The 14,821-nt window shown below is 66.3% G+C and carries 11 protein-coding genes; 1 reads left to right on the top strand and 10 read right to left on the bottom strand.

Annotated elements, in window-relative coordinates; genetic code table 11:
* Positions 1-82: 82 nt before the first annotated feature.
* On the bottom strand, positions 83-2,341 hold the full coding sequence (locus LO55_RS09455; protein ID WP_229410115.1) for a carbohydrate binding family 9 domain-containing protein: 2,259 nt from the start codon (positions 2,339-2,341) through the stop codon (positions 83-85).
* A gap of 297 nt (positions 2,342-2,638) precedes the next feature.
* Here LO55_RS09455 and LO55_RS09450 point away from each other — a divergent pair, with 297 nt between their 5' ends.
* Positions 2,639-4,744 carry a putative bifunctional diguanylate cyclase/phosphodiesterase gene (locus LO55_RS09450; RefSeq protein ID WP_229410114.1) on the top strand — a complete coding sequence of 702 codons (2,106 nt, stop codon included), beginning with the start codon at positions 2,639-2,641 and terminating at the stop codon, positions 4,742-4,744.
* 50 nt (positions 4,745-4,794) lie between these two features.
* Here the strand turns inward: LO55_RS09450 and LO55_RS09445 are convergent, their stop codons facing one another.
* The 9 genes from LO55_RS09445 to LO55_RS09405 all read right to left on the bottom strand — a co-directional run bounded on the left by LO55_RS09445 (position 4,795) and on the right by LO55_RS09405 (position 14,787).
* Entirely contained in the window at positions 4,795-5,478 is a 684-nt protein-coding gene (locus LO55_RS09445; RefSeq protein ID WP_083415270.1) for an OmpW/AlkL family protein, read from the bottom strand.
* 54 nt (positions 5,479-5,532) lie between these two features.
* Entirely contained in the window at positions 5,533-6,894 is a 1,362-nt protein-coding gene (locus tag LO55_RS09440) for an SGNH/GDSL hydrolase family protein (protein ID WP_071361265.1), read from the bottom strand.
* 259 nt (positions 6,895-7,153) lie between these two features.
* Entirely contained in the window at positions 7,154-8,185 is a 1,032-nt protein-coding gene (locus LO55_RS09435) for an L-threonylcarbamoyladenylate synthase (RefSeq protein ID WP_071361264.1), read from the bottom strand.
* A 1-nt stretch (position 8,186) separates the two neighbouring features.
* Positions 8,187-9,371, bottom strand: a complete 1,185-nt coding sequence (locus LO55_RS09430) for a 5-(carboxyamino)imidazole ribonucleotide synthase (RefSeq protein ID WP_071361263.1) — start codon at positions 9,369-9,371, stop codon at positions 8,187-8,189.
* Between the two features lie 5 nt (positions 9,372-9,376).
* On the bottom strand, positions 9,377-9,874 hold the full coding sequence (gene purE / locus LO55_RS09425; protein WP_071361262.1) for a 5-(carboxyamino)imidazole ribonucleotide mutase: 498 nt from the start codon (positions 9,872-9,874) through the stop codon (positions 9,377-9,379).
* Positions 9,875-9,878: 4 nt separating this feature from the next.
* A complete protein-coding gene (locus LO55_RS09420; protein WP_071361261.1) occupies positions 9,879-10,775 on the bottom strand; it encodes a phosphoribosylaminoimidazolesuccinocarboxamide synthase in 897 nt (298 codons plus the stop codon).
* A gap of 112 nt (positions 10,776-10,887) precedes the next feature.
* Positions 10,888-11,952 (bottom strand): class II fructose-bisphosphate aldolase, encoded by a 1,065-nt coding sequence (gene fba / locus LO55_RS09415; RefSeq protein ID WP_071361260.1) that lies wholly within the window; start codon positions 11,950-11,952, stop codon positions 10,888-10,890.
* A gap of 124 nt (positions 11,953-12,076) precedes the next feature.
* Positions 12,077-13,525, bottom strand: a complete 1,449-nt coding sequence (gene pyk, locus LO55_RS09410; RefSeq protein ID WP_071361259.1) for a pyruvate kinase — start codon at positions 13,523-13,525, stop codon at positions 12,077-12,079.
* A gap of 59 nt (positions 13,526-13,584) precedes the next feature.
* Positions 13,585-14,787 carry a phosphoglycerate kinase gene (locus tag LO55_RS09405; RefSeq protein WP_071361258.1) on the bottom strand — a complete coding sequence of 401 codons (1,203 nt, stop codon included), beginning with the start codon at positions 14,785-14,787 and terminating at the stop codon, positions 13,585-13,587.
* Positions 14,788-14,821 lie beyond the last annotated feature (34 nt).

The raw sequence follows: 14,821 nt of genomic DNA, 5'->3' as shown, positions 1-14,821 counted from the left end.
GAACTGCGAAGCGCCTGGCGGTTCCGATGGAACGACGAGGCGCGGGGTCGAATGGCTGCGTAGCCCGATGAACGGGCGATGCTCAGACTTCCCATTGCAGCTTGAACGTCAGCGACCTGTTCCTCTCATCCACCAGCGGCAGCTTGTCGTCCACGATGCCGAGCGACACCGTCCTGCCCACCCGCCACTGGTAGCGATACAGCAGCGAACGGTGCACCTGGCGATCGTTCCACGCCTCGAGCTGGGTCACGCCGTCGTCGCGCCGCGCGGCCCAGGTGTTCTGGGCCAGCAGGCGCAGCGAATCGCGCGAGCTGAAATGCAGCATCGCCAGCCAGCGCCAGGCGGTGTCCGAAAATGCCGGCTGGCCCAGCGTGCCCTGCACCCAGGCCCGGTTCACGTGATGGTCCAGCTCCAGCGACCAGCCGCGGCGCAAGGGAAAGCGCAGCCCCACGTCCAGGATCACGTTGCCGCCCGGCCCCACGCGGTCGGCGTCGACGTCGAGCTGGCGCCCCAGCGCGGCCTCCAGCGCGATCTTCGAGATCCATGGCGCCGGCGTGGTCTCGACGCCGAAGTTGACGACCCGGGTGTCGTGCAGGCGCCCGCCCGGCCCGGCGCGCTGGCGGTCGAAGCCCAGTTCGACCCACAGGCCGGTCTGCAGCGGCGCCGCCATCCACACGCCGGGACGGAGCTTGCGCTCGACGGTCTCGCCGCCGCGCTGGCCGGTCGTGGCGTCGGCCAGGGTGCGCATCTCGTGCACGATCAGATAGGTCTCGAACTCGTACAGCTCGAGCGAGCCGAGGGACTGCGGACCCAGGATGCGGTTCATCGAGCCCGTGATGCGGGCGATGCCGGCCTGCGGCACGAAGCCGTTGTCGTTGACGAAGCCGGGCGCGATCGCTTCCACCTCGGCCTCGTGCCACCAGCGCGCCGTCTTGTGCAGGTACTTGCCCCACAGGTAGCCGCCGGAGCGCTCCTCCACCTGCGCTGGCAAGTCGTCTTCCGTGAAGCCGGCCGTGGTGCGCGAGGCCATCGCCACCCCGGACAGCTGGTGCTGCACGCCGCCGTCGGTCTCGCCGCGCCATTGCGCGTCGACGCCCAGCACCTCGTTGCTGCCGAAGCGGTGGTAGTCGCGCTGCGAGACGAAGGCGCCCAGCAGCAGGCCTTCCTGGTGCCAGCGCGCACGCGCCAGGCTGGCCATCGTACGCCGGGTCTGTGCGTATTCCAGCGTTTCATAAGGACGCCCGCGCAGCACCAGGCCGCCCGGCTCGTCGCGCAGGCTCATCGCGGTGGCGTCCATGTGCGCGCCGCGCCAGGTCGCGCGCAGGCCATATTCGGGATCGTTCACGGTGCGTGAATAAAAGGCCGGCAGTGGCAGTCCCAGCACGTCGGCGCTCTCCAGGAAGAAGCCGCGCTTCTCGGGCAGGCTGAGCGCCACGTTGCTGGCGCCCTGCGACAACGGCTCGTCGATCTCGACCTGGGAAAAATCGGGATTGATGGTGGCGTTGAACACCCAGTCGGCGCGCGGCCGGGCATTGATCTCCAGGCCCAGCTCGGCCTGCTGGCCGCGCAAGCGCTGGCCCGGTGTCGCCGCGCGTTCGCTGCGCACGGTCAGCTCGGGACGCAGCTCGACGAAGCCGCGGTCGCGCACCGTTTCGACGGTGGCGTCCATGCCCGCGATCTCTTGCAGGAAGCTGAGGTGGCTCAGCGCGTCGATCCGGAACGGCGCCGTCACCAGCAGGGCGCCGCCGGCGTGCGGGACGCTGCGCTCGACCATCATGCGCCAGTTGCGTCCGTCCGCATACGGGAAGCGCAGGTTCGACAGCGGCCAGCGCACTTCCATGCTGTAGCCGTCGGGCAGGATCCTGACGGCGGTCTCGACCGGGAAGTCCGGGCCCAGGTCGGATTCGTCGTCGTCGGCGCGGTGCATGCCGTCGCTGACCACGCCCAGAGTATTGATGCGCACGAACTGGGCCGAGCGGCCGTGGCCGGCCGGGTCGATCCAGATGCCGATGAAGTCCTGGTCGAGGGCGACCTTGTCGCGCCGTGCCAGCTGGCCGCGGCGCAGCTCGGGCGCCGGGTCCCAGGCGCGGATGCCGAACACCAGCGCGCCATCGTCGACCAGCAACTGCACCGTGGTGCGCAAGCCCGTCGGAACAGGCTGCCCGTCGCGCGGCACATGCTTGTGGAACTCGTCGTACCGCGGCGCGCGCTGCCAGACCGCCTCGTCGAGCACGCCGTCGATGGCCGGCGCCTCAGGCGCGGCGATACGCAGCGCGCGCAAGCCGTCGCGGTCGGCGGAAGCATGCGCGATGCCGGCAGCAAGGAGGACGGGGAGCAGCACAAGAAATCGGCGCAGGATCACGTAAGGGAATCGCTCGGGATGGGGGCCGGGCAGTCTAGCATGCGGGTTGTTAAAAAGAAAATGCAACCGACAGTCCATGCACATTGGGTTGCGAGTGTGAAAGTGATTATTAGCCATGTCACATTCCGTGGTATGGCGTTCTCATTTGACAATCTTTAGCGCTATCGGCCTCGCGTCCACTCTGTGCGCGTGGATATTTACGCTACCATCAATGCGCGATGCATGATGATCGTGCCGGTCTCTCCTTCTTGAGCGTGAGAACAGATGAGTGCGCAGATGAGTACGACGCAGCCCCCGCCCGATCCTTCCCTGCCCGAGCAGGCGGGCGCCCTGTCGCTCGACCTGCTGCTGAGTAACTTGCCGGGCGCGGTCTATCGCTGTCATAACGACCCTGACTGGACCATCGAATTCATCAGCGACGGCGTCGAAAAGCTGACCGGCTACTCTCCGGCCGCCTTCACCGCGCGGCCCGGCCTGCCGTTCGGCTCCATCATTCTTCCCGAAGACCGCGTGCTGGTCGATGGCGCGGTCGCGCTGGCGCTGGCCCAGGGCCGCGCCTACCAGGTGACTTACCGGATCCGCACCGCGAGCGGCGACGTGCGCTGGATCTGCGAACAGGGCTCGCTCAACCTCTCCAGCGGCCCGCCCGGCATGCTGGAAGGGTTTCTCTCCGACTTCACGCGCCTGAAGAAGGCCGACCTCAAGGTGCAGGAGCAGGCTTCGTTCCTGCAGCGGGCGCGCGACGCCATCATCGCGATGGACATGCATTCCGTGATCAGCTACTGGAACCATGGCGCCGAGCGCCTGTATGGCTGGAGCGCCCGGGAAGCGCTGGGCAAGCGCTTCTGCGACCTGTTGTGCGACAAGCCCGCGCTCTACGAGGCCGCCTTCAGGCACACGCTCGAGTCGGGCGAATGGGCGGGCGAACTGGCCCATATCCGGCGCGACGGCTCGACGATCGACACCGATACCAGCTGGACCTTGCTGGGCCCGGACCAGGCCCTGGACGCCTGCCAGAAGATCCTGGTGATCGGCACCGACATCAGCGAGCGCAAGAGCAACGAAGCCAGGATCTTCCACCTGGCATTCTTCGACCACCTGACCGACCTGCCCAACCGCGCCAACCTGCTCGACCACCTGCGCCGCGCCCTGCTCACCAGCACCCGCACGCGCAAGTGGGGAGCGCTGATGTTCTGCGACCTCGACAACTTCAAGTTCCTCAACGACAGCCAGGGCCACGCGGCCGGCGACCAGCTGCTGCAGGCGGTGGCGCGCCGTCTCGAGCACTGCGTGCGCGAGGCCGACATGGTGGCGCGCCTGGGCGGCGACGAGTTCGTGGTGCTGATCCAGCCGGTGGAAGACGCGCGCGAACTGGCCGCGAACCAGGCCGAAATCGTCGCCGCCAAGGTCGTGGCGGCCCTGGCCGCGCCGTTCCAGCTGGGCGAGCTGAGTTACTCGGTGTCGGTCAGCATCGGCGTGGTCACGCTGTGCGGCGTCCACGACACGGTGGAGTCGACCCTGCGCCAGGCCGACGCCGCGATGTACCAGGCCAAGGCCGCGGGCCGCAACACCTTCCGCTTCCACGATCCGGCGGCGCAGGCCGCCTGGTCGGCGCGCGCCGAGCTCGAAGGCAGCCTGCGGCGCGCGCTGCAGCACGACGAGTTCGTGCTGCACTACCAGCCCCAGCTCGACCGCTCGGGCCGGGTGCTCGGGGCCGAGGCGCTGCTGCGCTGGCGCCTGCCCAATGGCCGGGTGCTCTATCCGGGCGAGTTCATCCGCGCCGCCGAGGAAAGCGGAATCATCGTCGAGATCGGCAAATGGGTGCTGCGCACCGCCTGCGCCGAGCTGGCGCGCTGGCAGCGCGTGCCCGAGACGGCCGGCCTGACCTTGTCGGTCAACGTCAGCGCGCGCCAGTTCAACCAGCCGGATTTCGTGCCCATGCTGCAGGGGATCTTCGAGTACAGCGGGGTGCAGCCCTCGAGCCTGAAACTGGAGCTGACCGAAAGCCTGGTCATCACCGACTTCACCCAGACCGCGCACACCATGGCCACGCTCAAGCGGCGCGGCCTGAGCTTTTCGCTGGACGACTTTGGCACCGGATATTCATCGCTGGCCACCCTGCGCAAGCTGCCGCTCGACCAGCTCAAGATCGACCATTCCTTCATGCGCGACGTGCTGACCGACCAGAACGACGCCTCGATCGTGCGCTCCATCATCGCGCTGGGCGACAGCCTGGGATTGCAGGTGATTGCCGAGGGGGTGGAGACGCCGGGGCAGCGGCAGTTCCTGTCGGATGCCGGCTGCTATCTCTACCAGGGTTTCCTGTACCAGCACGCGCTCAGCGCCGAGCATTTCACGCAGTACGCGCGCGGAATCCACTAATTGAAAAAGCCCGCACGCGGCGGGCTCCGGTCACGTGGCAAACGCCGCGTTCAGAACTTGTAGCCCACCGCCAGCACGATGGCCACCGGATCCAGCTTCATGAACTGGGTCTGGCCGGTCGAGAAGTGCACGTCGGTGCGCAGGCGGGTCTTGATGACGGTGGCGTCGGCGAACCAGCGCTCGTCGAAGTTCATCGCCACGCCGACTTGCGCGCTATAGGTCAGCTTGTTGTCGATCTTGAAGGTGGTCGGCACGTCGCTGCCCGGGTTGGTGATCGCGGTCATCTTGGCCGAGCCGCGCTCCTTCATGAAATAGGCATAGGTCGGGCCGACGCCGATGAAGGGACGGAAGCTCGAGGTCGGCGCGCCAAAGCGGTATTGCACGAAGGCGGTCGGCGGCAGCGCCTCGACCTCGCCCAGCTTGCCGGTGCCCTGGATCGCGCCGGCGCCGTAGATGCTGTGCTTGTACGGCGTGCCGAGCGCGCCTTCGACCGAAATATTGTCGGTCAGGCTGTACGACAGGATCAGCACCGGCTGCATGTCGTTGCCGACGTCGGCCTTGGTGCCCGGCAGCGCCGGCGCGCTGATGTCGCCGCTCTCGACCTTCGGCATCAAGCGGTTGAAACCGACCTTGGCCGTGATCTGGCCGGCCGATTGCGCGTATGCGCCGGACGCGAATGCCAGCCCGGCAGCCACACCCAGCACCTTGATCATGCTGTTGAAACGAATATTCATGCTATCTCCTGATGTGTGTGATGAGGCCCGCCATCGAGGCGGGCCTGCCGCTGCTTACAGCCAGCCCTTGATGGCCATGTCCTTGAAGACGTAGCGGGCGATGAGGTCGTTCTCGAACGGGGTCGGGTGGATCCCGTCGGCGAACATGTAGCGGCTCACATCACCAGCGACCGTGTTGTTCGCGGTGCAGATCAGCGAGGTCGTGCCCAGCGCGTTTTCGGCGCAGGCCGGAGCGCTGGTATTGGTCAGGCCGTATGGGCCGGGGTTCTTCACCTGGTCGTTGCTGACGGTGTACAGGTCGGTGTACAGCACGCGCGCGTCGTCGGCGCCCAGGCCGGCTTTCAGCTGGGTGTTGAAGGCGTTGACCATGGCGGTCACCAGTTGCTGAATCGCCACAGGACGCGACTTGGCGGTCGGGGTGCTGGCAACGTCCGGCAGGTTGGCGACGATGACGTACTTGGCGCCCTTGGCCAGCAGTTCGTTCTTGACCAGGCCCGCCATCTGCGCGCCGGCGGTGCCGAGCGCGGTGACCATGGCGGTCGCGTTGGCGCTGGCGTAGGCGCCGGCCGCGGTGTTGCCGGCGGCGGTGCCGTCGGCCTGGGCGGCGGCCACGATCGGACCATACACGGCCGGCTGGGCGACGGCCTGGTTACCCGGCTGCATTGCGGCGGCGCGGACGGCTGCCTGCACCACGGTCTGGTCGGTCTTGCCTGGACGTGCGTTCTCGGTGGCGATCGCCGCGCCGATGGCTTGCGCCGCGGCTTGCGGGCTGGTCGCGCCGGCCGCGAGGCGGGTGGCCAGGGCGGTGGCGAAGGCTTGCGCGCCGGCGGCGGTGCCGGCATTGGTCACGGCGGCCAGCTGCATCAGTACGTCATTGCCGCCCGACAGCACGGTCACCAGTTCGGTGCCGCTGAACTTGTTGCCGGTCTTGGCCAGGTGATTCGCGATCTGGGTGACCATCGGGGTGGTCATTTCGCCGATCGGCGAGCCGGTCGCGGCATTGCCCGGACCGACCGGATTGATCACGCGCGAACCGCCCTGCGCATAGTTGAAGCAATTCGGATGGTTCACGATCGGCACGTTGAAGCCGAGCGAGGCATCGCCCTGCAGGCCGGTCTGGGCGGCGCACGGGGCCGGCAGCTTGAGCTGGGCGGCCATGAAGTCGAGCCAGATCTTGCCGTTCAGGTCGACATTCTTGGCGCTGCTGTCGCCATTGATGGTGAACTTGCCGCCGCCGGCCGCCGCCACGGCGCCGACACGGTAGGTGCCCACGTCCGACAGGCTGTCGCCGAACGACACCATATTGGTGAAAGTGAGCTTGGTGGTCTGGTCGCCGCCGGCAGGGCTGGTGCCGCCGCCGCATGCGGTCAGGAGCGCGGCCGTCAGAACGGCCAGCGCGAATTTGGTATGACGCATTGTGTCTCCTGGATAGAAATTATTGTGAAACGAACGCCCGTGCTATTCGCATCATGAACACTATGCCAGCGTTCAAACCGCTTGTATAGCAAATTCCATTGCGCGTAGGCATTTGGCTACCACACCTATTAAAAGAGATGGGGTCGCTTGCGGGATCGGATTATAACCAGCGTTTTCTATGCAGAAAGAGACGAATTTGTAACGGACGAGAACGAAATGCGGGGCGTTTGCGCCCCGTCATTTGCTTGATTGATATAAATTAAACTTTCGCCTGCGCGTTGAGCAGGCCGTGCACAATGCCCGTCGAACCGTGCGCCGCGCGGCGCAGGCGGTCGTTCACACCCAGCCAGTCGCCACCCTGCGGCGGCGCTTCGACCAGGATCACGTCGGCGCCCTGCCCGTCCATCGCGCGCAGCGCGGCGTACAGCGCGTAGGCGAAGCCGTCGGGCGCCGCCGGCAGGCGCAGTGCGGCGTGGGTCGCCGGCATGTCGCTCATGTGGATCAAAGCCACCTTGCGGCCGGCGCCATGCAGCGCGGCCAGGCTATCGAGCAGGGTCGCGTGCTCCTGCATCGCCACCGGCGTGTGCGGCGCGTAATGCGATTCAAGCGTGCCCGAGGCGCGCGGCGCGGCAGCGTCCGGCGCGGCCGGCAACTGGTCGATCACGGCGGCGATCGCCTCGGCAGAGATCTGGCCGGGACGCAGCAGCACGGGGCCGTGCGACTCCAGGCGCGACAAATCGACGATGGTCGATTCGATGCCGACCTGCGAGGGGCCGCCGTCGAGCACCATCGCCACGCTGCCGTCCGCCCCGAATTCATCGCGCACATGCTCGGCCAGGGTCGGGCTCACATGACCGAATTTATTCGCCGACGGCGCCGCGACGCCGCCCTTTCCTCCCTTGAAGGCGCGCAGCAGCGCCAGCGCCACCGGGTGCGCCGGACAGCGCAGGCCGACCGTGTCCTGGCCGCCGCTGACGGCGTCCGGGATGTTCGGGGCGCGCTTGAGGATCATGGTCAGCGGACCGGGCCAGAAGGCGTCGGCCAGCGCATGCGCCTGCGGCGGGATGTCGCAGGCCCAGTAGTCGAGCGGCGCGTCGGGAGCGAGATGCACGATCACCGGGTGGTCTTGCGGGCGGCCCTTGGCGGCGTAGATGGCGGCGACCGCCGCCGGGTTCTCGGCGTCGGCGCCCAGGCCGTACACGGTCTCGGTCGGGAAGGCGACCAGCTGGCCGGCCTCCAGCGCGCGGGCGGCGGCGTCGATCGCCGCCGGGTCGAACTGCTGCGTGTCCATCTTACGGCTCGATTCCCAGGATGGCGCAGGCGGCGCGCAGGCTGTCCTGCGCCGCGGCGAGCGTCGGCGCCACGAAGGTCACATGGCCCATCTTGCGGCCGCGGCGCGGGTCGTTCTTGCCGTACAGGTGCAGGTTGGCGCCAGGCAGCGCCAGCACCCGGTCCCAGGCCGGTTCGCGCGCATCGTCGCTCTCGCCTTCGAACCATGCATCGCCCAGGATGTTGAGCATGACGGCGGGCGAATGCTGGCGCACGTCGCCCAGCGGCAGGCGCGCCATCGCACGCACCTGCTGCGCGAACTGGCTGGTGATGCAGGCATCCATCGTGTAGTGGCCGCTGTTGTGCGGACGCGGCGCCATCTCGTTGACGACCAGGGCGCCGTCCTCCAGCACGAAGAACTCGATGCACAGCACGCCCACGTAACCCAGCTGGGCGACGATGGCGCGCGCCGCGTCCTGGGCCTGCTGCGCGCAGGCCGCGGACACGTTCGGCCCCGGCACGGTGGTGGTGAACAGGATGCCGTCGCGGTGCACGTTCTCGGCGATCGGGTACACGACGGACTCGCCGTCGTGGCCGCGCGCGGTCAGCACCGACACCTCGTAGGCCAGCGGCAGCATTTTTTCGAGCAGGCAGGTCACGCCACCCATGCTGTCGAAAGCGGCGCGCACGTCCTCGCGCGAGCGCACGCGGACCTGGCCCTTGCCGTCGTACCCCATGCGCACGGTCTTGAGGATGCCCGGCAGCAGGTCGTCGTCAATGGCGTCGATGTCGGCATGCGAGGCGATGGTCTTGTGCGGGGCCGGCATCACCTTCGAGGCCGGCGCGCAGTCGACGAAGAACTTCTTTTCGAGGATGCGGTCTTGCGCGATCTGGACGCAGGAGCTTGCGGGTGCGACGAAACTATCGGCGGCGAGCAGCGCCAGGCTGTCGGCCGGGACGTTCTCGAATTCGGTGGTGACGGCCGAGCACAATGCCGCCAGCTCGCTCAGCGCGCCGCCATTGGTGTAGTCGCCTTCGACGGTGCGGTCGGCCACCTGGCCGGCCGGGCAATCGGCGCTCGGCTCGAGCACGGCGACCTTGTAGCCCATCGCCTGGGCGGCGTGGGCGAACATGCGGCCGAGCTGGCCGCCGCCCATCACGCCAAGCCAGGTCGACGGATCGGCGGAAGGGAGAAACGGATTATTCATCGAACTTACACGGGAAGAGTCATGGCCTGGGCGGCGGCGGTCTGGTCGCGGCGGAATTGCTCCAGCTTGTCGGCCAGCGCGTCGTCGCCCGCGGCGATGATCGCCACCGCGGTCAGGGCCGCGTTGGCGGCGCCGGCTTCGCCGATGGCGAAGGTCGACACCGGCACGCCCTTCGGCATCTGCACGATCGACAGCAGCGAATCCTCGCCGCGCAGGTATTTCGACGGCACCGGCACGCCCAGCACCGGCACGATGGTCTTGGCGGCCACCATGCCAGGCAGGTGGGCCGCGCCGCCGGCGCCGGCGATGATGGCGCGCAGGCCGCGGCTACGCGCCTGTTCGGCATAGGTGAACATCTCGTCCGGCATGCGGTGGGCCGAGATCACCTGCGCTTCGAACGGCACGCCGAACTGCTTCAGGATGGCCACGGCGTTCTGCATCACGTCCCAGTCCGAGGACGAGCCCATGATCACACCTACCAGAGGTTTTGCTTGCTCGGTCATCCTGTTACGCCTTCAGCTTCTCGCCGGTCAGGCGTTCGATGGCTTCGAAATACTTGGCCTGGGTTTTCTCGATGACGTCCGCCGGCAGCGCGGGCGCCGGTGCGGTCTTGCCCCAGTCGGTCAGGGTTTCCAGGTAGTCGCGCACGAACTGCTTGTCGAACGACGGCGGCGACATGCCCGGCGCGTACGAATCGGCCGGCCAGAAGCGCGACGAGTCGGCGGTCAGGACTTCGTCCATCAGGTGCATCACGCCATTTTCATCGAGGCCGAATTCGAACTTGGTGTCGGCGATGATGATGCCGCGGGTAGCGGCGTATTCGGCGGCGGCGGTGTACAGCTTGATGCTGACGTCGCGCATCTTGGCGGCCAACTCGGCGCCGATGCGCTGTTCCATCTCGGCGAACGAGATGTTCTCGTCGTGCTCGCCGAGTTCGGCCTTGGCGGCCGGGGTGAACAGCGGTTCCGGCAGCTTGTCAGCCTGGCGCAGGCCGGCCGGCAGCTGGATGCCGCAGATCGCGCCGCTTTGCTGATAGTCCTTCCAGCCCGAGCCGATGATGTAGCCGCGCACGACGGCTTCGACCATGATCGGCTTGAGGCGCTTGGCCACGACGGCGCGGCCGCGCACCTGCTCCACCTCGTTCTCGGCGACCACGCTTTCCGGCGCCACGCCGGTCAGGTGGTTCGGCACGATGTGGCCGAGCTTCTCGAACCAGAAATCGCTCATCTGGTTCAGCACCATGCCCTTGCCCGGGATCGGCTCGTTCATGACCACGTCGAAGGCCGACAGGCGGTCGGTGGTGACGATCAGGATCTTGTCGTCGCCGACGGCGTAGTTATCGCGCACCTTGCCGTGACCGAGCAGTGGCAGGGACTGGATGGAGGATTGGTAAAGGCTGTTCATAGATGGGCTATCAGGAAAGCGGAAACCGGCGACAAAGGCCGCCGGTTGAGAAAGTCAGGCCGTATAGGCCTGTGCAATGCGATATTTTACGTCAAAAAGCCGGCATTCCGACTTATTGGACGATCTGGGCCAGTTCGCCGGCCTTGTAACGCTCGGCCATCTTGTCCAGCGGGATCGGCTTGATCTTGCTCGCCTGGCCTTCGCAGCCGAACGCCAGGAAGCGCGCCTTGCACACTTCCATCGCCGCTTCGCGCGCCGGCTTCAGGTAGTCGCGCGGGTCGAACTTCGACGGGTTCTGGAACATGTACTTGCGGATCGCGGCCGTCATCGCCAGGCGGATGTCGGTGTCGATATTGATCTTGCGGACGCCGTGCTTGATGCCCTCTTGAATCTCTTCGACCGGCACGCCATAGGTTTCCTTCATGTCGCCGCCGAATTCGCGGATGATGGCCAGCAGTTCCTGCGGCACCGACGACGAGCCGTGCATCACCAGGTGGGTGTTCGGGATGCGGGCGTGGATTTCCTTGATGCGGTCGATCGCCAGGATGTCGCCGGTCGGCTTGCGCGTGAATTTATAGGCGCCGTGAGAGGTGCCGATTGCGATGGCCAAAGCGTCGCACTGGGTACGCTTGACGAAGTCGGCCGCCTGGTCGACGTCGGTCAGCAGCTGTTCGCGGGTCATGGTGCCGTCCGCGCCGTGGCCGTCTTCCTTGTCGCCCTTCATGGTTTCCAGCGAACCCAGCACGCCCAGCTCGGCTTCGACGGTCACGCCGATCGAGTGCGCGAACTTGACCACTTCTTTCGACACTTCGACGTTGTATTCGTAGCTGGCGACGCTCTTGCCGTCGGCCTCGAGCGAACCGTCCATCATCACCGACGAGAAGCCCGAACGGATCGCGGCCATGCAGACGGCCGGCGACTGCCCGTGGTCCTGGTGCATGACGACCGGGATGTGCGGGTAGGCTTCGACGGCGGCGTCGATCAGGTGACGCAGGAAGGCTTCGCCCGCGTACTTGCGTGCGCCGGCCGAGGCTTGCATGATGACCGGGCTGTTGGCAGCGTCGGCGGCGGCCATGATGGCCTGCACCTGCTCCAGGTTGTTGACGTTGAATGCCGGCAGGCCGTAACCGTTTTCGGCGGCGTGGTCCAGCAATTGACGCAATGATACGAGTGCCATGGTTGTACTCCAAAACAATAAAGAAACTTGTCCGGGAATCTCGAATGCCGAGCGCGGCGCCATCCGTCCTGGACGGCGCCGGGCGGATGCCGCCGTCGCGCCTCAGGCTACTCGTTGATTCCCTTTAATCAAACTCGCCAACGCGCACGATCTTGAGCGCATTGGTGCCACCGGCCTGCCCCATCGGCGAGCCCCAGGTGACGACGATCAGGTCGCCCTTGCGTACGAACCCTTCTTTCATCAAGAGTTCCTCGGCCTTGCGCAGCACCGCGTGGCTGCCGCCTTCCTGCGGCAGATTGAATGCTCGCACGTTGCGGTACAGCGACGCCTTGCGCTGCGTCGCCTGCAGCGGGGTCAGGGCGAAGATCGGGGTGTCGATGCTGTGACGGCTCATCCACAGCGCGGTCGAGCCCGACTCGGTCAGCGCCACGATCGCCTTCACGGCCAGGTGGTGGGCGGTGAACAGCGTGCCATAGGCAATGGTCTGGTCGATGCGGGTGAACTGCTTGTTCAGGAAGTCGACGTCGATCTTGTTGTATTCGGACTGCTCGGCTTCGACGCAGATCGCGGCCATCATCTCGACGGTCTCGATCGGGTACTTGCCCGATGCGGTCTCGGCCGAGGTCATGACGGCGTCGGTGCCGTCCAGCACGGCGTTGGCCACGTCCGACACTTCGGCGCGGGTCGGCACGGCGTTGACGATCATCGACTCCATCATCTGGGTCGCGGTAATCGCCAGCTTGTTCGAGTCGCGCGCCATGCGGATCATGCGCTTCTGCAGCGCCGGCACGGCGGCGTTGCCGACTTCGACCGCCAGGTCGCCGCGGGCGACCATGATGCCGTCCGACGCGTCCAGGATCTCTTGCAGCAGCGGAATCGCTTCGGCGCGCTCGATCTTGGCGATCATCATCGGCTTGTGGCCGTACGGCTCGCCGGCGATGTTCGCCAGCTGGCGCGCCATTTCCATATCGGTCGCGCTCTTCGGGAACGAGATGGCGAGGTAGTCGGCCTGGAAGGTCATCGCGGTCTTGATGTCTTCCATGTCCTTCGAGGTCAGCGCCGGCGCGGTCAGGCCGCCGCCCTGGCGGTTGATGCCCTTGTTGTTCGATAGTTCACCGCCAACCTTGACCGTGGTATAGATCTCGTGGCCCACGACACGGTCGACGATCAGGACGATCAGGCCGTCGTTCAGCAGCAGCTTGTCGCCCGGCTTGACGTCGCGCGGCAGCGCCTTGTAGTCCAGGCCGACGCGCTCCTGGTTGCCCAGCTCGCCGTTATCGCCCCACTTGGCATCCAGGATGAAGCGGTCACCATTGTTCAAGAAGATCTTACCTTCTTCAAACTTACCGACGCGGATCTTCGGACCCTGCATATCGGCCATGATCGCCACTTCGCGGCCGCACTCCTCGGCGGCGCGCCGGATCAGCGCAGCACGATCGATATGGTCCTGCGCCTTCCCGTGCGAGAAGTTCAGGCGCACGACGTCGACGCCGGCGCGGATCATTTTGACGAGAATATCGAAGTCGGTCGAAGCAGGGCCGATGGTTGCGACGATCTTGGTGCCACGGTACATGGATTGTCCTTGTATAAAAACAAAGCGCAGACTGGCTGCGCTAGGGTCTCAGGCTAGTTCTAGTGGACGCTGCGTTGCAGCAGGATGTCGACCGCTGGCAGGGTTTTTCCTTCCAAGAATTCCAGGAAAGCGCCGCCGCCGGTCGAAATGTAGCCGATCTGGTCGGCGATCTTGTATTTTGCAATCGCGGCCAGGGTATCGCCGCCACCGGCGATCGAGAAGCCCTGGGACTGGGCGATGGCCAGCGCCAGGGTCTTGGTGCCCTCGGCGAACTGGTCGAATTCGAAGACACCGACCGGACCGTTCCAGACGATGGTGCCGGCCTTGGCGACCTGCCCGGCCAGCATGGCGGCGGTTTTCGGGCCGATGTCGAGGATCATGTCATCGTCCGCCACATCGGCGACGTCCTTGACGGTGGCGGCGGCGGTCGGTGCGAACTCTTTCGCGCACACGACGTCGACGGGAATCGGCACCTGCGCGCCGCGCGCGGACATTTTCTCGATGATGGCCTTGGCTTCATCGACCAGGTCGTTCTCGACCAGCGACTTGCCGATGTTCAGGCCGACGGCCTTCATGAAGGTATTGGCGATGCCGCCGCCGACGACCAGGTTGTCGACCTTGTCGGCCAGGCTTTGCAGGATGGTCAGCTTGCTGGATACCTTTGAGCCGGCGACGATCGCCAGCAGCGGACGCTGCGGCTGGCCCAGGGCTTTGCCCAGGGCGTCCAGTTCGGCGGCCAGCAGCGGGCCGGCGGCCACGATCGGCGCGAACTTGGCGATGCCGTGGGTGGTCGCTTCGGCGCGGTGGGCGGTGCCGAAGGCATCGTTCACATACACGTCGCACAGCTTGGCCATTTTCTGCGCCAGCTCGTCGCTGTTTTTCTTCTCGCCCTTGTTGACGCGGCAGTTCTCGAGCAGCACGACCGAACCCGGCGCGACGTCGACGCCATCGACCCAATCCTGTTTCAGTTCGACGGGCTGGCCCAGCAGCTCGGACAGGCGCCTGGCGACCGGCGCCAGACTGTCTTCCGGCTTGAATTCACCTTCGGTCGGACGGCCCAGGTGGGACGTCACCATCACCGCCGCGCCGGCCTTGACGGCGGCCTGGATCGCCGGCACCGAAGCGCGGATGCGCGTGTCTTCGGTGATATTGCCAGCGTCATCTTGAGGGACGTTCAGGTCAGCGCGGATAAAGACGCGCTTGCCTTGCAGCGCTTGTTGATCGATCAGGTCTTGCAGGCGGGTGAAACGGAGAGCGTCCATTTGGTCGGCGTGGCAATAGTGAAAAAACGTCATT

Origin of the sequence: Massilia timonae (assembly GCF_001866515.1) — a bacterium.
Lineage (GTDB): Bacteria > Pseudomonadota > Gammaproteobacteria > Burkholderiales > Burkholderiaceae_D > Telluria > Telluria timonae.
Note: the sequence above shows the minus strand (reverse complement) of the source record. Positions and strands in the feature narration are given on the sequence as shown.

Bases quoted from the DNA above. Each gene is read 5' to 3' on its own strand.
- purE (WP_071361262.1), bottom strand. From the start codon at position 9,874: ATGACCGAGCAAGCAAAACCTCTGGTAGGTGTGATCATGGGCTCGTCC.
- LO55_RS09430 (WP_071361263.1), bottom strand. From the start codon at position 9,371: ATGAATAATCCGTTTCTCCCTTCCGCCGATCCGTCGACCTGGCTTGGC.
- LO55_RS09405 (WP_071361258.1), bottom strand. From the start codon at position 14,787: ATGGACGCTCTCCGTTTCACCCGCCTGCAAGACCTGATCGATCAACAA.
- LO55_RS09435 (WP_071361264.1), bottom strand. From the start codon at position 8,185: ATGGACACGCAGCAGTTCGACCCGGCGGCGATCGACGCCGCCGCCCGC.
- LO55_RS09450 (WP_229410114.1), top strand. From the start codon at position 2,639: ATGAGTACGACGCAGCCCCCGCCCGATCCTTCCCTGCCCGAGCAGGCG.
- LO55_RS09445 (WP_083415270.1), bottom strand. From the start codon at position 5,478: ATGAATATTCGTTTCAACAGCATGATCAAGGTGCTGGGTGTGGCTGCC.
- LO55_RS09420 (WP_071361261.1), bottom strand. From the start codon at position 10,775: ATGAACAGCCTTTACCAATCCTCCATCCAGTCCCTGCCACTGCTCGGT.
- LO55_RS09440 (WP_071361265.1), bottom strand. From the start codon at position 6,894: ATGCGTCATACCAAATTCGCGCTGGCCGTTCTGACGGCCGCGCTCCTG.
- fba (WP_071361260.1), bottom strand. From the start codon at position 11,952: ATGGCACTCGTATCATTGCGTCAATTGCTGGACCACGCCGCCGAAAAC.
- pyk (WP_071361259.1), bottom strand. From the start codon at position 13,525: ATGTACCGTGGCACCAAGATCGTCGCAACCATCGGCCCTGCTTCGACC.